Below are 21,591 nucleotides of genomic sequence, written 5' to 3'. Positions count from 1 at the left end.
CTTAACCCTCCTTGACCAGGCCGAGATCGGTCAGCACGTTGCGGGTGGCGTTGTAATAACGCACGTACCCAGTGCAACGGCAGACGTGGTGGCCGAGGCTGTCCTCGATGACTTGTTCGAGCTTGCTCTGCACGATCGGCTGGCGCTGCAGCTTCTCGACCAGCACGGTCGCGGCGTTGACGAAGCCCGGCGCGCAGTAGCTGCACTGGAACGCGAACTCATCGACGAAGCGCTGCTGGATCGGGTTCAGTTCGGTGACCTGGCCCGCCTCATCACGCTTGGCGTGAGCTTCGATGGTGCGGACTTTCTTGCCTTCGAAGTAATGCGCGCCGGTGATGCAGGTGCGCACTTCTTCGCTGGTGCCGTCCGGGTTGTCGACGATCACCACACAGGCGTGGCAGATACCCTGACCGCAGCCCAGACGCGAGCCGGTGAGGTTTTTGTATTCGTGCAGGTAGTCGATCATCGGCAGGTCATCAGGGATGTCCACCGGGCCGACGGATTGACCATTGAGGGTCAGTTGAAGCGGACGGTTAGCCATTGAGGGCCTCCTTGATGCGCGCAGCAGTGATTGGCAGATCGCGAACACGTTTACCGATGGCGTGGGCCACGGCGTTACCGATGGCCCCGACAACCGGGATCATCACCACTTCGGCGATGCCTTTCGACGGATCACTTGGCGACAGCGCCGGGAGAATCTCCGACGTCTGCTTCCACACGGCAACGTGACGCGCCATCGGCAGACGGTAACGGTTGAAGTTCCAGTCACCCTCCCCCGGTCCACCTTCGTACAGAGGCATCTCTTCCATCAAGGCGTGGCCGATGCCCATGGCGATACCGCCTTCGAGCTGGCCCTTGACCAGTTCTTCGACCAACACACGACCGCACTCGACCCACGAATGGTGGTTGAGCACTTCGACCTCGGCAGAACCCTTATTGACCTTCAGCTCGACCAGCGTCGCGACCGGGCTGTAGTAAGTCACCGCAGCGTTGTTCAACTGCACAACCGGGTAATTGATGTTCTGCCGATCCAGCAGGTGGAAACCAGACGTGGTCATCAACGCTTTCTTCGCTTTCGGCGCGCCGTCACCGTATTTCACGGCGAGACCATCGAGCGGCAGACGCTCGCGCACGCCGTCGATGCTGTATTCGGCCTCGGCCCAGCTCCAGCGGTTGAATGCGTGAACGGTGGCGCCGGTCACCAGGCCACGCTCGTGAGCGTGTTTGGCCAGCTCTTCGAAGCTCAACGGCTGCATGCCGTTGGCGGTGAGCTTGCCGTCAACCCAGTGCGCATCTTCGCGACGCACGACGTAAGGGTTGGCCTGACCGCCGTAAGGACCCTGACGCCAGATTTCCATGGCCGCCGGCCACAAGCCGTTGTTGAACAGCACGCGTGCCGCTTCACGGGTGGCGTGACTGAAGTAGTACGCCGAGTTGGTCGCGGACGAAGCCGAGGCCAATTTGCCGACCCAGCGCGGATTGCGCAGCAGATTGTCTTGCTCGGCCTGGCTCATGATGTAAGGGTTGCCGCTGGTGATCAGCTGCATTTCCTTCCATTCGGTTTCGCCGGTCTTCACTTCGTGCGCTGGGCTGCCGAGGAAATCGGCCACGACCAGGGCTTGCGAGGTGGACATGCCGGTGCCGATTTCGATACCGATGTGGCGCAGGGTGATGCGACCGTCGGCAGTGAATTCGATACTTGCCATCGGCGCTTCGGAACCGGTGCCGAAGTCTTTCTGGCAGATGGCGAAACCGACGCCGTACCAGTTATCCGGGTCTGCGGCTTCGCGCTGTTTCTTGATCGCGTCACGGTTTTTCCAGACTTCGTGCACCGACGCCTTGTCGAGGATCTCGTGCAGGCGCAAGGCACCGGCGGGGATCGCGCCCTGGGTGTTTTTCATGCCCGAGCGCAGGGCGTTCTTGCGACGGAGGTCGATGGCATCGACACCAAGGCGATTGGCGATTTCGTCGACCATCATTTCGGTCGCCGCCATGCTTTGCAGGGTGCCGTAACCGCGCATAGAACCGGCCTCAACGCCACGCGAGTGGTAAGCGGTGACTTGCAGGTCGTTCTGCGGCATGTAGTAGATCGACTGCGCCGCCGTGGCGCCCACTGCCGCTACGGATGGGCTGTAGTTGATTCGGCCACCACCGTCGACGCTCATTTCGGCGCGGAAAATCTTGAAGGTGTAGTCGTTCTTGTCCACGGCCAACTGGTAGCGGATGTCGAACGGGTGACGCTTGATGCCGCTCTGAAACTGCTCGTAGCGGTCGTTAGCCAAGCGCACAGGCACACCGGCGCCGTACAGCGCGGCCAGGGCTGCGTAGTAGACGAAGATGTTGTGGTCTTTTGAGCCGTAACCGACGGTGTAACCCGGGTGCATGTTCAGGTTGTCGAGGCCGAAGCGCGACGGCGCGATCATTTTCGCGGTCTCGGTCGCTGCTTCCAGCGGACACTGGGTCGCCACCACGAAATGCAGGGTCTTGGTCTTCGGGTCGTACCAGCCATTGCCGTTGTCCGGCTCCATTGCGGCCGGCTCGATCGACGGGGTCTTGTAGCGCTCGTCGAATACCAGCCAGTTGTCCGGCGGCGCATCGATCTCTTGCTTCATGCGGTCGGCGTAGAACAGGCCGCGCTCGGTCAGGTTGCCGTGCAGGTTCGGCTGGGAATTCCACACCGGACGACGGTTCTTCAGCATCGGGAACAGGATCGAGTCCTTCAGGCTGGCGAACTCATCTTCATCAGCCGAGGTCGCGCCGCCAACGCGCACATAGCGGAAGCTGCCGTAGGGGTCGCCTTCGTAGAACGGCACTTGGGCACCGTAACGAATCGCTTTGTCATTGAATTTGAGTTTGTTCTTGGCCTGACGGAAACGCTCGAAGTCATTCCAGATCAGGATCGCCACCGGGTGACCGATGAACATCGGCACTTTGCCTTCTGGCAGCAGTGGATCCGGCGCGTGCTCTTCCGGGAAGACGATGCCGTCCTTGTCCAGATCCGCGGCGGTGACGATGCGGTCCGGCTGCAAATCGGCGCCGAGCCACGACAGGTCGTAACCGGCGTAGATGCGGTCAGCCTTGGTGGTTTTCAGCAGCATGGCGTGGCCTTGCTGCTCAGGCCAGCCCGGCATGTCCTTGGAACGGATGTCGCGGGCAAAGACTTTGCTGCCGCAGACCTTGGACAGTGCGTCGTTACGCTGACGCGCCTTGCCGTTGTTGCCGAGCCATTTCTCGGACGGCACGGTGACAGTGTTTTCCATCAAGGCAGCCAGCGCCTGACTGCTGAGCGGCGTGAGCGTGACGCTCACACCCGCCACCAGCCCGCCCTGGAGGAACGAGCGCCGGGATATATCACGGTTGGACATGGATCATCCTCTGGGCGGTTATGTGTCCGCCCTTCTGGTTATCTACTGGGGAATCTCGAGTCTTGCAGAAGCCCTCTTTGGCGAAACAAAGGGCGTGTTGACAGTGCAAAGCTGACCGAAAGGTTAACTTTAAAGGTTTCTGCGCTCGCAGCAAACAACCAGTTACAAAAATTTGACTAAAGAATCAAAAAATCAATGCGACGTGAGACCGCAGCAGATTACCGAACCAATAGATATCCCCCTTGTGGGAGCGAGCCTGCTCGCGAAGGCGTACTGTCAGCCAGCACATTATTAGCTGACACACCGCTTTCGCGAGCAGGCTCGCTCCCACATGGAGATTTGCTTTGGATTCGGGGATAGGGGGAGAAAAAACAAGAGTAGCCAAATTTCAGACACAAAAAACCCCGGTCTTTCGACCAGGGTCTTTGCTATCGATTCCGAATCAACCAAGGGTTGCTTTCGGTGCTTCAAGGCGTTCAGTGGTCCTTGGAGCAGATATGGCGCAGCGGACGGGACTCGAACCCGCGACCCCCGGCGTGACAGGCCGGTATTCTAACCGACTGAACTACCGCTGCGTATCGCTTTGAGCTTGCGCTCAAGTAACTCGTTTTGACTGCAAGCTTCGGTGCTTTGCAATCGCGAACCAGACAAGCCTGATTCGTAAAATATGGCGCAGCGGACGGGACTCGAACCCGCGACCCCCGGCGTGACAGGCCGGTATTCTAACCGACTGAACTACCGCTGCGCGTCGGTGCAGGCACTTTCAGCCTACGTTCTTGCTTACGCAAGTTTCTCGGGAGTGGTGGGTGATGACGGGATCGAACCGCCGACATTCTGCTTGTAAGGCAGACGCTCTCCCAGCTGAGCTAATCACCCGTTTGCATCTCCGAGGCCGCGAAATTTACGCAGGTAGCGAACCTAAGTCAATAGCAGGATTGAAGTTTTTCTAAAAAAGACGAAATTGCTTCAATCCTGCAAAACCGCTTTCGCGGGCAAACCCGCTCCCACAGGGGTATGCATTCCAAATGTGGGAGCGAGCCTGCTCGCGAAGGCGTCAGTTGATTCAACGCAAACTCAGAGAAAAAGGCGATCTACTCGCTGTAGATCATCTTTTTCGTCATGCCGCCATCGACCACGAATTCCTGCCCGGTAACAAACCCGGCATTCCTCGACAGCAACCAGGCGACCATCGCCGCCACATCTTCAACCGTCCCTACCCTGCCCGCCGGATGCTGAGCATGATCGGCATCGGCCAAAGGCTCTGCTCGGCGCGCAGAAGGATCCCGCGCATCGATCCAGCCCGGACTGACCGCGTTGACACGAATCTCCGGACCCAGACTGATCGCCAGCGCATGCGTCAGCGCCAGCAAGCCACCCTTGCTCGCCGCATAGGCCTCGGAGTCCGCCTCCGACTGCCGCGCTCGGGTCGAGGCCAGATTGACGATCGAACCGTTGTGCGCGCGCAAGTACGGCGCACAGTGTTTGGCCAACAACATCGGCCCGCTGAGATTCACCGCCAGCACGCGATTCCAGTAAGCCAGGTCGAGACTTTCGAGCGTGATGTTGTGCGGATCAGCGACCGCCGCGTTGCACACCAGCGCATCGAGACGACCAAACTGCCCCAGCACTTCAGCAACACCGAGCGCAACCTGGCCCTCATCGGCGACGTCCATGGCGATAAACCAGGCGTTTTCGCCCAGGACTTTCGCCACTTTCGAACCGCGCGCACGATCCAGATCCGTCAGCACCACTTGCCAGCCTTCGCTGATCAGCCATGCCGCAATCCCCAGACCGATACCGCGCGCGGCCCCCGTGACCAGCGCAACGCGGCCATGGGTACCGGCTTTCGGAGTGGACAACTCGATCACAGCGCTGCCAGACCGCGCGCCAGGTCGGCTTGCAGATCCGCCACGTCTTCCAGACCGACGGCGATGCGGATCAGGCTGTCGCGGATGCCCGCCGCCTCACGCTCCTGCGGCGCCAGACGGCCGTGGGAGGTGGTGCTCGGGTGGGTGATCGTGGTCTTGCTGTCGCCGAGGTTAGCGGTGATCGAAATCAGGCGAGTCGCATCGATGAAGCGCCACGCGCCCTCTTTGCCGCCCTTGACCTCGAAACTCACTACAGCGCCGAAGCCCTTCTGCTGACGCTGGGCCAGTTCGTGCTGCGGATGGCTCTTGAGACCGGCGTAATGCACCTTCTCGATGCCGTCCTGCTGCTCCAGCCATTCGGCCAGCTCCTGGGCGTTAGCGCAGTGCGCCTTCATCCGCAGGTTCAGGGTTTCCAGACCTTTGAGGAAGATCCACGCGTTGAACGGGCTCAAGGTTGGGCCGGCGGTGCGCAGGAAGCCGACGATCTCTTTCATCTGTTCGCTGCGACCGGCTACCACACCGCCCATGCAACGGCCCTGGCCGTCGATGAATTTGGTCGCCGAGTGCACGACGATATCTGCGCCCATTTTCAGCGGCTGCTGCAACGCTGGTGTGCAGAAGCAGTTGTCGACCACCAGCATCGCGCCTTTGGCGTGCGCGATTTCCGCCAGTGCGGTGATATCGACCAGCTCAGCCAATGGATTGGAAGGTGACTCGACAAAGAGCAGCTTGGTGTTGGGCTTGATCGCCGCATCCCAGGCCGACAGATCGGCCAACGGAACGTAATCGACTTCCACGCCGAAACGCTTGAAGTACTTCTCGAACAGGCTGATGGTCGAACCGAACACACTGCGCGAAACCAACACATGATCGCCGGCGCTGCACAGGCTCATCACCACCGCCATGATCGCGGCCATGCCGGTTGCGGTGGCAACGGCTTGCTCGGCGCCTTCCAGCGCGGCGATGCGCTCTTCGAACGCGCGCACGGTCGGGTTGGTGTAACGCGAGTAAACGTTGCCCGGCACTTCCCCGGCAAACCGCGCTGCCGCGTCGGCGGCGGTGCGGAACACGTAGCTGGAGGTGAAGAACATCGGATCACCGTGCTCGCCTTCCGGCGTACGGTGCTGACCGGCACGTACGGCCAGGGTATCGAACGCTACGCCTTCGAGGTCGCTGTCCAGCCGACCGGCATCCCATTCCTGACTCATGCTGTCACTCCTTGCCCTGTTCTCGAAAATTGAAAGTCAGATACAAAACCGGCCCCTCAGGGCCGGTAGAAACTCAGTTGTTGTACAGATCGATGATCGCACTGACCGCTTGGGTCTTGACCTTCGAGGCATCGTTGCGTGCCTGTTCGATCTTGTCCAGGTAAGCCTCGTCGACGTCGCCGGTAACGTACTTGCCGTCGAACACCGCGCAATCGAAGTTCTCGATCTTGATCTTGCCGCCACCGACCGCTTCGATCAAGTCAGGCAGGTCCTGATAGATCAGCCAGTCAGCACCGATCAGATCCGCCACGTCCTGAGTCGAACGGTTGTGTGCGATCAGTTCGTGGGCGCTTGGCATGTCGATGCCATACACGTTCGGGAAGCGTACCGCTGGGGCTGCCGAGCAGAAGTAGACGTTTTTCGCGCCGGCTTCGCGGGCCATCTGGATGATCTGCTTGCACGTGGTGCCACGCACGATCGAGTCGTCGACCAGCATCACGTTCTTGCCGCGGAATTCCAGCTCGATGGCGTTGAGCTTCTGGCGTACCGACTTCTTCCGCGCCGCTTGGCCCGGCATGATGAAGGTACGGCCGATGTAACGGTTCTTGACGAAACCTTCGCGGAATTTCACGCCCAGGTGGTTGGCCAGTTCCAGTGCCGCAGTGCGGCTGGTGTCCGGAATCGGGATAACCACGTCGATGTCGTGCTCTGGACGCTCGCGCAGGATCTTCTCGGCGAGCTTCTCGCCCATGCGCAGACGGGCCTTGTAGACCGACACGCCGTCGATGATCGAATCCGGACGCGCCAGGTAGACGTGCTCGAAAATGCATGGAGTCAGGGACGGGTTGGTCGCGCACTGACGGGTGTGCAGCTTGCCGTCTTCAGTGATGTAGACCGCTTCGCCCGGTGCCAGGTCGCGAATCAGGGTGAAACCGAGCACGTCCAGCGAAACGCTTTCCGAGGCGATCATGTATTCGACGCCTTCGTCGGTGTGACGCTGGCCGAACACGATCGGACGAATACCGTGCGGGTCACGGAAACCGACGATGCCGTAACCGGTCACCATCGCCACGACGGCGTAACCGCCGACGCAACGGTTGTGCACGTCGGTCACCGCGGCAAACACGTCTTCTTCGGTCGGTTGCAGCTTGCCGCGCTGGGCCAGCTCATGCGCGAACACGTTGAGCAGCACTTCCGAGTCGGAACTGGTGTTGACGTGACGCAGATCGGATTCGTAGATCTCTTTGGCCAACTGCTCAACGTTGGTCAGGTTACCGTTATGCGCCAGGGTGATGCCGTAAGGCGAGTTGACGTAGAACGGCTGAGCTTCGGCCGACGTCGAGCTGCCCGCGGTCGGGTAACGGACGTGGCCGATACCCATGTGACCGACCAGACGCTGCATGTGACGCTGTTGAAACACGTCACGCACCAGACCATTGTCCTTGCGCAAGAACAACCGGCCATCATGGCTGGTCACGATACCGGCAGCGTCCTGGCCGCGGTGCTGGAGCACGGTTAGCGCGTCATACAGCGCCTGATTGACGTTCGACTTACCGACGATACCGACGATGCCACACATGCGACGCAACCCCTACTTAATGGATCTGAACTGAACAACACTCACTGAGGCGTTTTCGCCGACGGCAAGAGTTGCTCCTTGAACGGAATATCAGCGGGTACGCTGATTCCGCTGGCAAGCCACTGACTGCTCCACCCGAGAATCAGGTTTTTGGACCAATCAGCGACCAATAGAAATTTTGGTACGAGCTGTGATTCTTTCCACCACCCGTCCTGCTGTACCGGCCCCAGGCTCAACAGCCCGACCGCCACGACCACCAGCAACACGCCACGCGCAGCGCCGAAGGCCATGCCGAGGAATCGATCGGTCCCGGACAACCCGGTGACGCGAACCAACTCGCCGATAAGATAATTGATCATTGCGCCCACGATCAGTGTGGCGACAAACATGATGGCACAGCCCGCGATCACGCGAGCCGATGGGGTTTCGATGTATCCGGCGAGGTACTCGGACAGTGAACCACCGAACATCCAGGCGACGACTCCTGCGATGATCCAGGTCACCAGCGATAATGCTTCCTTGACGAAGCCGCGGCTCAAACTGATCAAAGCGGAGATGGCGATGATTGCAACGATCGCCCAGTCAACCCAGGTAAATGGCACAGTGCAGCCTACAGACGGATAAGGCGGCGCATTTTAGCAGAGCGCATGCCTCTCGGTAAGCTGCGATTGTCAGTGCATTTCAATCGAGACGATAGTTTTTAACCGCGCTCAGGCTGGAAGCGCACGACAAACCCCTTGAGGTTCTGCTGACGACCCAACAGATCACGCAGACGATCAGCCTCGGCACGCTCGATCAGCGGGCCGACAAACACCCGATTTTTGCCTTCGGCAGAGCGGATGTAGGCGTTATAACCTTGGCTGCGCAGGGTTTTCTGCAGGCTTTCGGCGCTGGCGCGGCTCGACAGACTGGCCAGTTGCACCGACCAGCTCACCGACAGACCGTTGGCATCGACGCGGCTTTGCGTGGTGTCTGGCTTGGTCGAGGACGCAGTGATCGGCTGAGCAGGTGCCGGAATCGGCTTGGCCACCGCGGGCGGCGCAGCAGGCTTGGTGATCATAATGGGCGCTGTTGGTGCCGGTGCCGGTGCAACGGGCGCAGCAGGCGCCGTGTCTTCGGCGACTTCTTCGTCCGTTGGCACAGGTTCTTGCGGCAAGGCTTTCGGTTCAGGCACTGCAACCGTTTCCATCTGAATCTGCGGCATGGCAGGCGCCTGCGGAGACGCCGGCGCCTCAACGGTCACCTGACGCTGTTCATCCTGACGGGAAAACAGCATCGGCAGGAAGATCACCGCCAGCGCAACCAGCACCAGAGCGCCAACCATGCGCTGCTTGTACGCTTTATCCAGCAAAGCCATTTGCCGCTTCCTCCGTGGAGCGCCGGGCCAGCCATTCAAGGGCCTCGGCGACACAATAAAATGATCCGAACAACAGAATCTCGTCGTCGCTGGTCGCCACCGCGCACTGCCCTTCCAGGGCGGCGGCGACACTGTCGTAAGACGTGACCGCAGCGCCAAGGTTCTGCAATGCAGCGTTTAATTCAGCCACTGGACGTGCGCGCGGCGAATCCAGCGGTGCAACGGCCCAATGCTCGACACTAGCATTCAATTCGCTGACAACACCATCCAGATCCTTGTCCGCCAGCAGACCAAACACCGCCAGTCGCTTGCCGACCGGTGGCCGCGAGGCCAGACGACGGGCCAGATACTCGGCAGCATGCGGGTTGTGACCAACATCCAGCAACAGATTCAGACGCTTGCCGTTCCACTCGAACGAGCGGCGATCCAGCCGCCCGACCACACGAGTGGCCTGCAACGCTGCGACGATCTGCTGCGCATTCCACGGCAAACCGACCAGCAGATACGCCTGCAACGCCAGCGCGGCGTTTTCCATTGGCAGATCGAGCAACGGCAAGTCACGCAACTCGACGACCTTGCCTTGCGCATCGGTGCCGCGCCATTGCCAGTGCTGATCGGTAATGCCGAGGTCGAAGTCACGCCCACGCAGGAAGAACGGACAGGCCAGTTCACGCGCCTTGTCGAGCAGCGGTTGCGGAGGATTCAGATCGCCGCACAAGGCAGGCTTGCCCTGGCGGAAAATTCCGGCCTTCTCGAAAGCCACGGATTCACGGGTATCACCGAGATAATCGGCATGATCGACGCCAATGCTGGTGACCAGCGCGATATCGGCATCAACCACATTGACCGTGTCCAGACGCCCGCCCAGCCCGACTTCCAGCACCACCGCATCGAGCCCGGCCTGTTGAAACAGCCAGAACGCCGCGAGGGTGCCCATTTCGAAATAAGTCAGGGAAGTGTCGCCGCGCCCGGCCTCGACCGCAGCGAAGGCTTCACACAGCTGCGCGTCAGTGGCTTCGACGCCATTGAGCTGCACTCGCTCGTTGTAACGCAGCAGGTGCGGAGAATTGTAGACACCAACGCTCAGGCCCTGCGCGCGCAGCAATGAAGCCACGAAAGCGCAAGTGGAACCCTTGCCGTTGGTGCCGGTGACCGTGATCACCCGAGGCGCCGGCTGGCCCAGCCCCATGCGGGACGCTACCTGTTGTGAACGCTCCAGACCCATGTCGATGGCCGAAGGATGCAACTGCTCAAGGTAGGCGAGCCATTCGCCAAGGGTGCGCTCGGTCATAGGCCAGCAGGGACCGGCGGAACCACGATCGGCTCGATTGGCGCGGCGACGAATTTCGGCGTCGGCTTGCCAGTCATTTGTGCCAACAGGTTGCCCAGACGTGGGCGCAGTTCCTGACGGTGGATGATCATGTCGATTGCACCGTGCTCCAGCAGGAATTCGCTGCGCTGGAAACCTTCCGGCAGTTTTTCACGCACGGTTTGCTCGATAACGCGCGGACCGGCGAAGCCGATCAGGGCTTTCGGCTCACCGACAATGACGTCGCCAAGCATCGCCAGACTCGCGGAAACACCACCGTAGACCGGGTCGGTCAGTACGGAGATGAATGGAATGCCCTCTTCACGCAGACGCGCCAGCACAGCCGAAGTCTTGGCCATCTGCATCAGCGAGATCAGCGCTTCCTGCATGCGCGCACCACCGGAGGCGGCGAAGCAGATCATCGGGCAGCGGTTTTCCAGCGCGTAGTTGGCGGCGCGCACGAAGCGCTCACCAACGATGGCGCCCATCGAACCACCCATGAAGCTGAATTCGAACGCCGAAACCACCACCGGCATGCCCAGCAAGGTGCCGCTGACGGAGATCAGCGCGTCTTTTTCGCCAGTCTGCTTCTGGGCAGCGGTCAGGCGATCCTTGTACTTCTTGCCGTCGCGGAACTTCAGGCGGTCAACCGGCTCCAGATCGGCGCCCAGTTCGTTGCGACCTTCGGCATCGAGGAAGATGTCGATGCGCGCACGTGCGCCGATGCGCATGTGATGGTTGCACTTGGGGCAAACGTCCAGGGTCTTTTCCAGCTCTGGACGATACAGCACCGCCTCGCAAGACGGGCATTTGTGCCAAAGACCTTCAGGCACCGAGCTCTTCTTGACCTCGGAACGCATGATCGAAGGGATCAGTTTGTCTACTAACCAGTTGCTCATGCTTTCTTTCTCCAGTACCGGCGGCCCGAACGCTCTGGTTCGCAGCCCCGCGTATGCCCTTGAGCTAAATTCATGTGTGTGGCGATGATTGGTGGAACGCCACGGTCAGCGCGAAACATGACCTGCGTGCGATCCAGAAACCCTCAGCCGCGCCTGCTTTGTGCAAGTGCATTGATGGACGGCGGCAGACTGCCAGCCGTCACATCAATATGGCGCTTTGCGTACCGCTTTGATGAACGCGTGAATCTTTGCGTGATCCTTGATGCCCTTGCTCGCCTCTACCCCACCGCTGACGTCTACCGCGTAGGGTTTTACCCGGGCCACGGCGCCTGCGACGTTCTCTGGGGTCAAACCACCCGCGAGAATCAACGGCTTGCTCAGACCCTGCGGAATCAATGACCAGTCGAAGGCCTCACCGGTTCCGCCGGGCACGCCCTCGACGTAGGTGTCGAGCAGCACGCCACTGGCGCTTGGATAGGCATCAACCGCTGCCGCAATATCGTCGCCAGCCTTGACCCGCAGCGCCTTGATATACGGACGATGCCAGCCTTCGCATTCTTCAGCGACTTCATCGCCATGGAACTGCAGCAGATCCAGCGGCACGGCATCGAGGATTTCCCCCAACTCGCAGCGGCTGGCGTTAACGAACAGACCCACAGTGGTGACAAATGGCGGCAACGCCTTGATGATCGCCCGCGCCTGCTGCACGGTCACCGCCCGCGGGCTCTTGGCGTAGAACACGAACCCGATCGCATCCGCCCCGGCCTCAACGGCAGCCAGCGCATCTTCTATGCGGGTAATCCCGCAGATCTTGCTGCGAACGGCTGACATATCGAGAAAAACTCCGAGGCAGAAACCGGGAAAGTCCCGGATGGTAACAAAAGCGTTCGAGGGCGTCAGCCGTCAAGTTCGGAGAAACCCGTAAGGAAATGTGGCCCGATAAAACGCTCGGGCAACGGGAATTCGTCGTGGTACTCGACCTGCACCAGATACAGGCCGTACGGATGCGCCGTGACGCCGCCAGAACGACGCTCGCGGCTTTCCAGCACTTCCTTCATCCACTCCACCGGACGCTCGCCAGCACCAATGGTCATCAGCACACCGGCGATATTGCGCACCATGTGATGCAGGAACGCATTGGCGCGGATGTCGAGCACGATCATCTTGCCGTGACGGGTCACGCGCAGGTGATGCATCTTCTTGATCGGCGACTTGGCCTGGCACTGGCCGGCGCGGAACGCACTGAAATCGTGGGTGCCAATCAGGTATTGCGCGGCCTCGGCCATACGCTCGACGTTCAGCGGACGGTGGTTCCAGGTAATCTCTTCGTTGAGATGCGCCGGGCGAATCTGATCGTTGTAGATCACGTAGCGATAGCGCCGCGCGATGGCTTTGAAGCGCGCGTGAAAATGCGCCGGCATCACCCGCGCCCAACTGACGCTGATGTCATGGGGCAGATTGATGTTGGCGCCCATGACCCAGGCTTTCAGCGAACGATCGACGGTTGTATCGAAATGCACCACTTGCCCGCAGGCATGCACGCCGGCGTCGGTGCGCCCGGCGCACTGCAGCGAAACCGGCGAGTTGGCGACTTTCGACAAGGCTTTTTCGAGCTCTTCCTGCACCGTCGCCACACCCGTCAACTGACGCTGCCAGCCGCTGTAGCGCGAGCCTTTGTACTCAACGCCCAGCGCGACGCGGTAAAAGCCGTCGGGGGCCATTTCGGCGACCGGGTTATCTATATTTGCCAAGGTGGGACAGCCTGCTGTTTGTGCAAAGGCGGGCATTATAAGGCTGTGGTTCAGGGATGCCAGAACTCTCTATTGGCAGTTCTGGCCCTATCGCGAGCAGGCTCACTCCTACAGGGGAACGCATTCCAAATGTAGGAGTGAGCCTGCTCGCGATAGCAATCCTTCAGACACCACTGAATCCGGCCCAAACAAAAACGGCAGCCTCAATGGGCTGCCGCTTTCGTTTACCGCTGGACTTACACCAGGTTCGACAGCATGTCCTTGGCCTCGCCACGCTGTTTCTCGTCACCCTCGGTCAACACTTCGTTGAGGATGTCGCGCGCACCGTCGCTGTCGCCCATATCGATGTAGGCCTGGGCCAGATCAAGCTTGGTCGCGGCTTCATCGGTGCCGGCGAGGAAGTCGAAATCGTCTTCGCCCAGATCACCACCGATTGCCGCATCGGCTTCGGTGAAGGTCGGCTCGGCAATGCTCTGCGACAGGCGATCCAGCTCGGCGTTGACGTCATCCAGCTCGGCCGCGAACGCATCGGGTTCGGCCGCAGGATTGCTGTCCATTTCGTCGGCCAGCGACAGGTCGAAATCGGCCGGCAGCTCCAGATCATCCTGTGGCACGTCAGCCACCACCGGCGCCTCGAACGGAGGCAGATCCTTCACGCCTTCGTCCAGATCCAGCAGGAAGTCATCGTCCGCCAGATCAACCGCAGGCGCCGGCTCGGCCCCCAGGTCCATATCCAGGTCGAAGTCCGACAGGTCGTCCAGGTTCTCCTTGATCTCGGTCTGCTGTTGCAGCACCGATTCAAAGCTCAGGTCGTCGTCAGACGGGAATTCATCCAGCTCGACCGGGGCTTCAGGCTCAACCACTGGCGCGGGCTCGACCGGGGTGATGTTGTCGAGATCGTCCAGACTCAGATCAAACGCGCTGTCCAGATCATCTTCCACTGGCGTCGGCGCAGGTGCTTCTGGCTCATCGAGCAGCAGCTCCTTGACGTATTGCGCGTCCAGCTCGGCAGCCACCGCAGCAGCGGCCAGACCAGTAGCAGCCACGACAGCCATGGCCGGGAAGCGGCTTTTCAGCTCTTCGACCTTGGCGAAGTTGTCGCCATTGGCCACCAGTTGACGCTCCTGACCGACGAACGCATCGCGATCGCCCTGCTGACCGTAGACTTCCATCAGCTTCAGACGCAGATCACTGCGCTGCGGCTCCAGGCTGACGCCCTCCTCGAGCAGCGCGGCGGCCTGATTCAGGCGACCGGCGTTGATGTGCGATTGCGCCTTGTCGAGCACGTCATCGGAACGCTCGGCGGCCGGTGCCACCAGCGGCGCGGCAATCGGCTCAGCCATCACGATTGGCGCCACTACCGGAGCCACGACTGGAGCAGGAGCAGGCGCCGGGGTGTTGAGCTTGACGCTTGCCGCCGGAGCTTCCAGGCCTTCGAAGCTGCTTTCCGGCAGATCCTGTTCGGCGGAGAACTCTTGCTCTTCCGACAGAGCACGGGCCATGCGCATGTGTTTTTCGGCTTCCTGCTGGGCTTTGCGGCGACGCGCCAGCAGCAACAGCAGAAGCAGCAGAACGACGGCGCCACCACCGACCAGACCCAGCAGGATCGGATTGGTCAGCAGCTCGTTGAAGGTCTTTTCATCATCGGCGGCAGGCTTGGTTTCGACAACCGGTTCGACCACTGGCTCAACCGGCGTCTCGGCAGGTGGCGCAATGGCGGATTCTGGCGTCGGCGCTGCTTCTGCAGGAGTAGCCGGCGGTGTGGCAGCCAGCTCAGCAGTGATCGCCGGAACTGGTGCGACTGCACCGTTCGCGGCCGGCGCAGCGCCCGCCCCTTCAGCCTGCAGTTTCGCCAGTTGATTGTTCTTCAGCTCAATCAGTTTTTGCAGCTTGTCCATCTGACTTTGCAGATCGGACATGCGGCTTTTCAGTTCCTCGTTGTCACGACGAGTCGTGTCGAGGTTTTCCTGAGTGACCGCAAGCTTGTTGCTCAAGGCTTGGGCGTCACCTGCCGGGCCTTTGCCGCGCGCCTTGGCACTTTCGGCGGAGACCAGGCTCAGATTGTCCTGGGCGTTCTGTGCACCAGCAGTATTGCCGCGACCACGGTTGGTCGCATCGAGCTGCTGCTGACCGGCGCCGGGCTTGGCCACATAACGACGGCCCGTGCGCCACGCTTCGTTCTGCGCCGCGACCTCGGCAATCGCTTTTGACTGCGGCAATGCAGTGCTTTGTACCGAATCCGGCAGACGTAGCACCTGACCGGTTTTCAGACGGTTGATGTTGCCGCCAATGAACGCATCCGGATTCAGGGCCTGAATAGCCAGCATGGTCTGCTGCACCGAGCCACCATTGCGCGCCTTCGCGGCGATTTCCCACAAGGTGTCGCGCGGCGTGGTGGTGTATTGCGTCGAGTGCGTAGCGCCAGTGGTGGGCGCAGCGATGGTCTGCGACGGCGCCGGTTGTGCGGCGGCATCAGCGGTCTGTGGCGAGAACTTCGAAGGATCGAGCAGCACGCTGTAATCGCGCAGCAGACGGCCATTCGGCCACATCACCTGCACGAGGAATTTAACCATTGGTTCCGACAACGGCTTGCTCGAGGTGACGCGCAGCACGCTTTTGCCGCTGGCGTTGAGCACCGGAGTGAAGGTCAGATCGTTGAGGAAGGCCTGGCGATCGACGCCGGCCTTGGCAAAATCTTCGGGTGAAGCCAGGCTCGGCACCACTTCGGCAGCGGTGAGATCCTTGACGTCGAGCAACTCGATCTCGGCCACCAGCGGCTGGTTCAGGGTCGACTTCAGGGTCAGCTCCCCGAGCCCGAGGGCATGCGCCATACCGGAGGACAGCGCCGAGGCGGCCGCTATTGCTAACACCAGTTTGCGAACTTGAACCATAGCCTCATCCTTTGTTTGAACGTTCCTCGGCCAGCGAGAAGATGTTGAATACCGCTGCCGTAAGGCATTGCGCGCGACGACGACAGATGTCGCGCGCGATCATTTCTTTGATGCCCCGGAATGTCCCGGAGGGTGACACGTTATCAAGCGATCTGGGCAAGCATAGCGCTCACCTAGAATCAGTCGACAAATTGTTGCCAAGTATCTTTTACAGCAGGTCTTTTATCAACAACTCAGCCACCTGCACAGCGTTAAGGGCTGCGCCTTTGCGTACGTTATCTGACGTCAGCCACAGATTTAGTTCCGCCGGGTCGTCGACACCACTGCGCACGCGACCGACATAGACAACATCCTGCCCCACCGCGTCACCGACTGCGGTCGGATAATCGCCGGCCTCGACCAGCTCGATACCCGGCGCATCTTCGAGTGCAGCGTTGACTTTTGCCAGGTCGACAGCCGACGTTGACTGCAAGGTCACGCTAAGGCTATCGCCAAAAAACACCGGGGCTTGAACGCAAGTTGCGGAAATCTTTAATAAAGGCTTGGCCAGCACCTGACGCAACTCGCGCACCAGGCGTTTTTCCAGCAGCGTATGGCCCTGCGCGTCGGGCGTGCCGACCTGAGCCAACAGGTTGAAGGCCATCTGCCGATCAAAGAACGTCGGCTCCAGTGGACGCATGTTCAGCAGCTCGGCGGTCTGCCGCGCCAGCTCGGTCACGGCCTCGCGCCCCTGGGCGGAAACGGCCAGATTGGCGGTGACGTTGACATATTGCAGGTCAAGCAGATCAAGCAGTGGCGCCAATACCACGGCGAGCGAAGTGGCCGACGGGCTTGGGCTGCTGATCTGAAACGGCGCTTTCAAACCAGCGAGCACTTCGGCGTTGGCTTCGGGTACTACTTGCGGCGCCTGATCGGCCGGCAGCGCGCCGGACAAGTCGATCAGCGAACAACCGGCGGCGTGGGCACGGGCGGCGTAGCTCAGGGTAATCGCCGGGCCTGCGGCGAAAAACACCAGTTTGACCTTGCTGAAATCGAACTCGTCGACTTCGCGAACGCGTACGTTCTTGTTGCGGAACAGCACCGAACTGCCGGCGGATTCGCTACTCGCCAGCAGGTGCAGGTTGCCGACCGGGAAGCTGCGCTCTTCGAGAATCTGTACGAGGGTTTCGCCGACAGTACCGGTGGCGCCGATCACGGCAATATCTAGGGTCTGGGTCATGGTGCGAGCCTCTGGCGAAACGGGGGGAGCGGCACTTTACCGGGTGACTGGCGCGCAGGCAATTTCTGCCGGGACTTGTGGCGCTTGGACTGACCTCATCGCGAGCAGGCTCACTCCTACAGTGGTCGGTGTGAACCTGAATTTTGTGTGCACCCTCAACCCTGTAGGAGTGAGCCTGCTCGCGATAAGGCCGGCACAGTCTCCCGAAAACCGTCAGGCATAAAAAAACCCGCACCTCTTTCAAGGCGCGGGTTCTTTCATTGCTTCAAACGATCAACGCTCAAGCAAAATCCGCAGCATGCGACGCAGCGGTTCGGCCGCGCCCCACAGCAGTTGGTCGCCGACGGTGAACGCGCCGAGGAACTGCGAGCCCATGTTCAGCTTGCGCAGACGGCCAACCGGCACATTCAGGGTGCCGGTGACCTTGGTCGGGCTCAGCTCCTGCATGCTGATATCGCGGTTGTTCGGCACCAGTTTGACCCAAGGGTTGTGCTGGCTGATCAGCCCTTCGATATCGGCGATCGGCACGTCTTTGTTCAGCTTGATGGTCAACGCCTGGCTGTGGCAGCGCATGGCACCGATGCGCACGCAGATGCCGTCGACCGGGATCGGGCTCTTGAAGCGGCCGAGGATCTTGTTGGTCTCGGCCTGGGCCTTCCACTCTTCGCGGCTTTGGCCGTTCGGCAGCTCTTTGTCGATCCACGGGATCAGGCTGCCGGCCAAAGGTACGCCGAAGTTTTCGGTCGGATATGCTTCGCTGCGCATGGCGTCGGCCACGCGACGGTCGATGTCGAGGATCGCGCTGGCCGGATCGGCCAGTTGATCGGCGACCGCGGCGTGGGTCGCGCCCATTTGCTTGATCAGTTCACGCATGTTCTGCGCGCCGGCACCGGAGGCCGCCTGATAGGTCATGGCGCTCATCCACTCGACCAGACCGGCCTCGAACAGACCGCCCAGGCCCATCAGCATCAAGCTGACGGTGCAGTTGCCGCCGATGTAGTTCTTGGTGCCCGCGTCGAGTTGCTGGTCGATGACCTTGCGGTTGACCGGATCGAGAATGATGACGGCGTCATCGTTCATGCGCAGGCTCGAGGCCGCGTCGATCCAGTAACCCTGCCAGCCGGCTTCGCGCAGCTTGGGGAACACTTCGCTGGTGTAGTCGCCGCCCTGGCAGGTCAGAATCACGTCGAGGGTCTTCAGCTCGTCAATGCTGTAAGCATCCTTGAGCGGAGCAATGTCCTTGCCCACGGACGGGCCTTGGCCACCGACGTTGGACGTGGTGAAAAACACCGGCTCGATTAGATCGAAATCCTGCTCTTCCAGCATCCGCTGCATGAGCACGGAACCGACCATCCCGCGCCAACCGATCAGACCTACACGTTTCATCGCAACTACACCTTCTTGAAAAGTGGGCCGCTGCTTTGTATTGAATTTCGCAGCGGGCCCGAGAGATTACAGATTCCGCAGCGCGGCGACTACTGCGTCGCCCATTTCCTGCGTACCGACTTTGCTACAACCGGCCGAATAGATGTCGCCAGTGCGCAGACCTTGATCCAGCACCACGCTGACGGCTTTCTCGATGGCATCGGCCGCGTCATGCAGATTGAAGCTGTAACGCAGCATCATCGACACCGACAGAATGGTCGCCAACGGGTTGGCGATGCCTTTGCCAGCGATGTCCGGAGCGGAACCGTGGCAAGGCTCGTACATGCCCTTGTTGTTGGAATCCAGCGAGGCCGACGGCAGCATGCCGATGGAACCGGTGAGCATCGACGCTTCGTCGGAGAGGATGTCGCCGAACATATTGTCGGTGACGATCACGTCAAACTGCTTCGGCGCGCGCACCAGTTGCATGGCGGCGTTGTCGACGTACATGTGGCTCAGTTCGACTTGCGGATAATCCTTGGCCACTTGCTCGACCACTTCACGCCACAGTTGGCTGGACGCCAGCACGTTGGCCTTGTCCACCGAGCAGAGCTTTTTGCCGCGAACCATGGCCATGTCGAAACCGACACGGGCGATGCGGCGGATTTCGCTTTCGCTGTACGGCAGCGTGTCATAGGACTGACGCTCGCCGTTTTCCAGAGTACGGGTGCCGCGTGGCGCGCCGAAGTAGATGCCACCGGTCAGCTCACGAACGATGAGGATGTCCAGACCGGCAACGATTTCCGGCTTCAGACTCGAAGCGTCAGCCAGTTGCGGATAAAGGATCGCCGGACGCAGGTTGCCGAACAGGCCCAGTTGCGCACGAATTTTCAGCAAGCCGCGCTCAGGGCGGATGTCACGTTCGATGGTGTCCCATTTCGGGCCGCCCACCGCGCCCAGCAGCACGGCGTCGGCAGCACGAGCGCGGTCGAGGGTTTCGTCGGCCAGCGGCACGCCGTGCTTGTCGATGGCGGCGCCACCGATCACGTCATGGCTCAGCTCGAAACCCAGGCTGTACTTGTCGTTGGCCAGTTCCAGCACCTTGACCGCTTCGGCCATGATTTCCGGACCAATGCCGTCACCTGGGAGAATCAGAATCTGCTTGCTCATGCTTTCCTCGTGTCTTCAGTCGGTGCGCCTTTACCGGCACGCCCGGAAAAATTTTTATCGCTCGGCCATCAGTACGATCACATCGGTACTGAACGAGCCGTCGGCATCAATCTCAAAATATTCGCGCACTTCGTTGCCCATCGACTGCTGCAACTGGCGGATCGCTGCGCGCATCACTTCAGGCGTGCGCATGCGTTCAACCCAGCTTGTGTACTCCAGACGCAGACGCTGACGCGTGGTACTGCGCACGTGCAAACCGGCCTCGCTGACCTGCCGCAGCCACTCAGCGGCGGAATAATCGCGCACATGACTGGTGTCGCGCAGCACTTCAACGCTTTGCAGGTAAGTGTCGAACAACGGACTGCCCGGTGACAACACATCCACGAACGCCGCCATACCGCCCGGTTTCAGCACCCGACGCACTTCGCGCAGGGCCAAACCAAGATCGCTCCAGTGATGCGCCGAATAACGGCTGAACACGAAGTCGAACTCGCCATCGGCAAACGGCAGGCGCTCGGCGGCGCCATTGACCGTGGCAATGTTGGTGAAACCGCGATCAACGGCCGCGGCGGCGACCACATCAAGCATCTGCTGCGACAGGTCGTAGGCGACCACTTCCCTGACCAGCGGCGCGATGTGAAAACTGACGTGACCGGCGCCGCAACCCAAGTCCAGCACCCGGGCCTCGCCCTGCCCGGCCAGCTCAGCCTGTAGCAGTGCGAATTCGGTGCCTTGAGCGTGAACGGCGCTGCTCAGGTAGGCGGCGGCCTGTTCACCGAATTGCTTTTGTACGACCTGGGTGTGTTGGGCGGTGCTGGTCATTGGGGACTTCCTTTTTAGGGTGAGTCTTGTGGTGCTTTTGAGGGCCTCATCGCGAGCAGGCTCACTCCTACATTTGGAATGCGTCCCCCTGTAGGAGTGAGCCTGCTCGCGATGGCGCCATTCGCCATACGCAAATTATGCGTCGCGGAACAACCACGGCTGGCTCACACGATGCTTAGCCTCAAACGTCGCAATCGCATCACCGTCCTGCAAGGTCAAACCGATATCGTCCAGACCATTCAACAGGCAGTGCTTGCGAAACGCATCGATCTCGAAGCTGTACACCTTGCCATCCGGGCGGGTCACGGTCTGCGCCTGCAGATCGACCTGCAATTGATAGCCCGGCTCAGCCTCAACCTGCTTAAACAATTCATCGACTTCAGCGTCGCTCAAGATGATCGGCAGCAAACCGTTCTTGAAGCTGTTGTTGAAGAAGATATCGGCGTAGCTCGGCGCGATGATGCTGCGGAAACCGTATTCTTCCAGCGCCCACGGCGCGTGTTCACGGCTGGAGCCGCAACCGAAGTTCTCGCGGGCCAGCAAGACGCTGGCGCCTTGGTAACGCTCGGCGTTGAGGACGAAGTCCTTGTTCAGCGGACGTTTGGAGTTGTCCTGATACGGCTGGCCGACATCGAGGTAACGCCACTCGTCGAACAGGTTCGGGCCGAAACCGGTGCGCTTGATCGACTTCAAAAACTGTTTCGGAATGATTTGGTCAGTGTCGACGTTGGCACGATCCAAAGGCGCGACAAGACCAGTGTGCTGGGTAAAAGCTTTCATGCTGCGCT

Annotated in this window: 17 protein-coding genes and 3 tRNA genes; all 20 read right to left on the bottom strand. The window is 60.5% G+C overall.

Annotated elements, in window-relative coordinates; all coding sequences use genetic code 11:
• Position 1: 1 nt before the first annotated feature.
• The gene (locus tag CKW17_RS28060) at positions 2-541 is read right to left on the bottom strand and encodes a (2Fe-2S)-binding protein (protein WP_077571933.1); all 540 of its coding nucleotides are present in this window, start codon (positions 539-541) and stop codon (positions 2-4) included.
• On the bottom strand, positions 534-3,365 hold the full coding sequence (locus CKW17_RS28055; RefSeq protein WP_095123131.1) for a xanthine dehydrogenase family protein molybdopterin-binding subunit: 2,832 nt from the start codon (positions 3,363-3,365) through the stop codon (positions 534-536). Before CKW17_RS28055 ends, CKW17_RS28060 begins: the two co-directional genes overlap by 8 nt.
• 498 nt (positions 3,366-3,863) lie before the next feature.
• Positions 3,864-3,940, bottom strand: a tRNA-Asp gene (locus tag CKW17_RS28050).
• Positions 3,941-4,033: 93 nt separating this feature from the next.
• Positions 4,034-4,110, bottom strand: a tRNA-Asp gene (locus CKW17_RS28045).
• Positions 4,111-4,165: 55 nt separating this feature from the next.
• Positions 4,166-4,241 (bottom strand) — tRNA-Val (locus CKW17_RS28040).
• Between the two features lie 215 nt (positions 4,242-4,456).
• The gene (locus tag CKW17_RS28035; RefSeq protein ID WP_077571931.1) at positions 4,457-5,233 is read right to left on the bottom strand and encodes an SDR family oxidoreductase; all 777 of its coding nucleotides are present in this window, start codon (positions 5,231-5,233) and stop codon (positions 4,457-4,459) included.
• Positions 5,230-6,441: an O-succinylhomoserine sulfhydrylase gene (locus tag CKW17_RS28030; RefSeq protein ID WP_095123129.1), complete on the bottom strand. Its 1,212-nt coding sequence runs from the start codon at positions 6,439-6,441 to the stop codon at positions 5,230-5,232. The genes CKW17_RS28035 and CKW17_RS28030 overlap by 4 nt, the downstream gene beginning before the upstream one ends.
• Positions 6,442-6,514: 73 nt before the next feature.
• Positions 6,515-8,020, bottom strand: coding sequence for an amidophosphoribosyltransferase (gene purF, locus CKW17_RS28025; RefSeq protein ID WP_016984539.1), 1,506 nt, complete (start codon positions 8,018-8,020; stop codon positions 6,515-6,517).
• Between the two features lie 41 nt (positions 8,021-8,061).
• Positions 8,062-8,622: a CvpA family protein gene (locus CKW17_RS28020; RefSeq protein ID WP_007913461.1), complete on the bottom strand. Its 561-nt coding sequence runs from the start codon at positions 8,620-8,622 to the stop codon at positions 8,062-8,064.
• Between the two features lie 98 nt (positions 8,623-8,720).
• Entirely contained in the window at positions 8,721-9,377 is a 657-nt protein-coding gene (locus CKW17_RS28015) for an SPOR domain-containing protein (RefSeq protein ID WP_095123128.1), read from the bottom strand.
• Positions 9,361-10,668: a bifunctional tetrahydrofolate synthase/dihydrofolate synthase gene (folC, locus tag CKW17_RS28010; RefSeq protein WP_095123127.1), complete on the bottom strand. Its 1,308-nt coding sequence runs from the start codon at positions 10,666-10,668 to the stop codon at positions 9,361-9,363. Before folC ends, CKW17_RS28015 begins: the two co-directional genes overlap by 17 nt.
• Complete coding sequence (accD, locus tag CKW17_RS28005) at positions 10,665-11,585, bottom strand: acetyl-CoA carboxylase, carboxyltransferase subunit beta (protein WP_016984535.1); 921 nt, start codon at positions 11,583-11,585, stop codon at positions 10,665-10,667. Before accD ends, folC begins: the two co-directional genes overlap by 4 nt.
• A gap of 204 nt (positions 11,586-11,789) precedes the next feature.
• Positions 11,790-12,416 (bottom strand): phosphoribosylanthranilate isomerase, encoded by a 627-nt coding sequence (locus CKW17_RS28000; RefSeq protein WP_095123125.1) that lies wholly within the window; start codon positions 12,414-12,416, stop codon positions 11,790-11,792.
• A 65-nt stretch (positions 12,417-12,481) separates the two neighbouring features.
• Positions 12,482-13,306, bottom strand: a complete 825-nt coding sequence (gene truA / locus CKW17_RS27995) for a tRNA pseudouridine(38-40) synthase TruA (RefSeq protein WP_176470134.1) — start codon at positions 13,304-13,306, stop codon at positions 12,482-12,484.
• Between the two features lie 266 nt (positions 13,307-13,572).
• Positions 13,573-16,227 carry a FimV/HubP family polar landmark protein gene (locus CKW17_RS27990; RefSeq protein WP_095123122.1) on the bottom strand — a complete coding sequence of 885 codons (2,655 nt, stop codon included), beginning with the start codon at positions 16,225-16,227 and terminating at the stop codon, positions 13,573-13,575.
• 208 nt (positions 16,228-16,435) lie between these two features.
• Positions 16,436-17,446, bottom strand: coding sequence for an aspartate-semialdehyde dehydrogenase (locus tag CKW17_RS27985; protein ID WP_095123120.1), 1,011 nt, complete (start codon positions 17,444-17,446; stop codon positions 16,436-16,438).
• Positions 17,447-17,719: 273 nt separating this feature from the next.
• On the bottom strand, positions 17,720-18,832 hold the full coding sequence (gene asd / locus CKW17_RS27980; protein WP_008083209.1) for an aspartate-semialdehyde dehydrogenase: 1,113 nt from the start codon (positions 18,830-18,832) through the stop codon (positions 17,720-17,722).
• 66 nt (positions 18,833-18,898) lie between these two features.
• Positions 18,899-19,981 carry a 3-isopropylmalate dehydrogenase gene (gene leuB / locus CKW17_RS27975; RefSeq protein WP_095123119.1) on the bottom strand — a complete coding sequence of 361 codons (1,083 nt, stop codon included), beginning with the start codon at positions 19,979-19,981 and terminating at the stop codon, positions 18,899-18,901.
• 54 nt (positions 19,982-20,035) lie between these two features.
• A complete protein-coding gene (locus CKW17_RS27970) occupies positions 20,036-20,803 on the bottom strand; it encodes a class I SAM-dependent methyltransferase (RefSeq protein ID WP_095123118.1) in 768 nt (255 codons plus the stop codon).
• 135 nt (positions 20,804-20,938) lie between these two features.
• A complete protein-coding gene (gene leuD / locus CKW17_RS27965) occupies positions 20,939-21,583 on the bottom strand; it encodes a 3-isopropylmalate dehydratase small subunit (protein ID WP_007913445.1) in 645 nt (214 codons plus the stop codon).
• Positions 21,584-21,591 lie beyond the last annotated feature (8 nt).

The organism is Pseudomonas sp. Irchel s3f10, from assembly GCF_900187515.1.
In the GTDB taxonomy this organism is placed as follows: domain Bacteria; phylum Pseudomonadota; class Gammaproteobacteria; order Pseudomonadales; family Pseudomonadaceae; genus Aquipseudomonas; species Aquipseudomonas tensinigenes.
This window is presented reverse-complemented; position numbering and strand designations above follow the sequence as displayed.

Excerpts from the sequence above, each read along its gene's own strand:
- CKW17_RS28060 (WP_077571933.1), bottom strand. The coding sequence starts at position 541 with ATGGCTAACCGTCCGCTTCAACTGACCCTCAATGGTCAATCCGTCGGC.
- CKW17_RS28055 (WP_095123131.1), bottom strand. The coding sequence starts at position 3,365 with ATGTCCAACCGTGATATATCCCGGCGCTCGTTCCTCCAGGGCGGGCTG.
- CKW17_RS28030 (WP_095123129.1), bottom strand. The coding sequence starts at position 6,441 with ATGAGTCAGGAATGGGATGCCGGTCGGCTGGACAGCGACCTCGAAGGC.
- purF (WP_016984539.1), bottom strand. The coding sequence starts at position 8,020 with ATGTGTGGCATCGTCGGTATCGTCGGTAAGTCGAACGTCAATCAGGCG.
- CKW17_RS28015 (WP_095123128.1), bottom strand. The coding sequence starts at position 9,377 with ATGGCTTTGCTGGATAAAGCGTACAAGCAGCGCATGGTTGGCGCTCTG.
- folC (WP_095123127.1), bottom strand. The coding sequence starts at position 10,668 with ATGACCGAGCGCACCCTTGGCGAATGGCTCGCCTACCTTGAGCAGTTG.
- accD (WP_016984535.1), bottom strand. The coding sequence starts at position 11,585 with ATGAGCAACTGGTTAGTAGACAAACTGATCCCTTCGATCATGCGTTCC.
- CKW17_RS28000 (WP_095123125.1), bottom strand. The coding sequence starts at position 12,416 with ATGTCAGCCGTTCGCAGCAAGATCTGCGGGATTACCCGCATAGAAGAT.
- truA (WP_176470134.1), bottom strand. The coding sequence starts at position 13,306 with ATGGCCCCCGACGGCTTTTACCGCGTCGCGCTGGGCGTTGAGTACAAA.
- CKW17_RS27990 (WP_095123122.1), bottom strand. The coding sequence starts at position 16,227 with ATGGTTCAAGTTCGCAAACTGGTGTTAGCAATAGCGGCCGCCTCGGCG.
- CKW17_RS27985 (WP_095123120.1), bottom strand. The coding sequence starts at position 17,446 with ATGACCCAGACCCTAGATATTGCCGTGATCGGCGCCACCGGTACTGTC.
- asd (WP_008083209.1), bottom strand. The coding sequence starts at position 18,832 with ATGAAACGTGTAGGTCTGATCGGTTGGCGCGGGATGGTCGGTTCCGTG.
- leuB (WP_095123119.1), bottom strand. The coding sequence starts at position 19,981 with ATGAGCAAGCAGATTCTGATTCTCCCAGGTGACGGCATTGGTCCGGAA.
- CKW17_RS27970 (WP_095123118.1), bottom strand. The coding sequence starts at position 20,803 with ATGACCAGCACCGCCCAACACACCCAGGTCGTACAAAAGCAATTCGGT.
- leuD (WP_007913445.1), bottom strand. The coding sequence starts at position 21,583 with ATGAAAGCTTTTACCCAGCACACTGGTCTTGTCGCGCCTTTGGATCGT.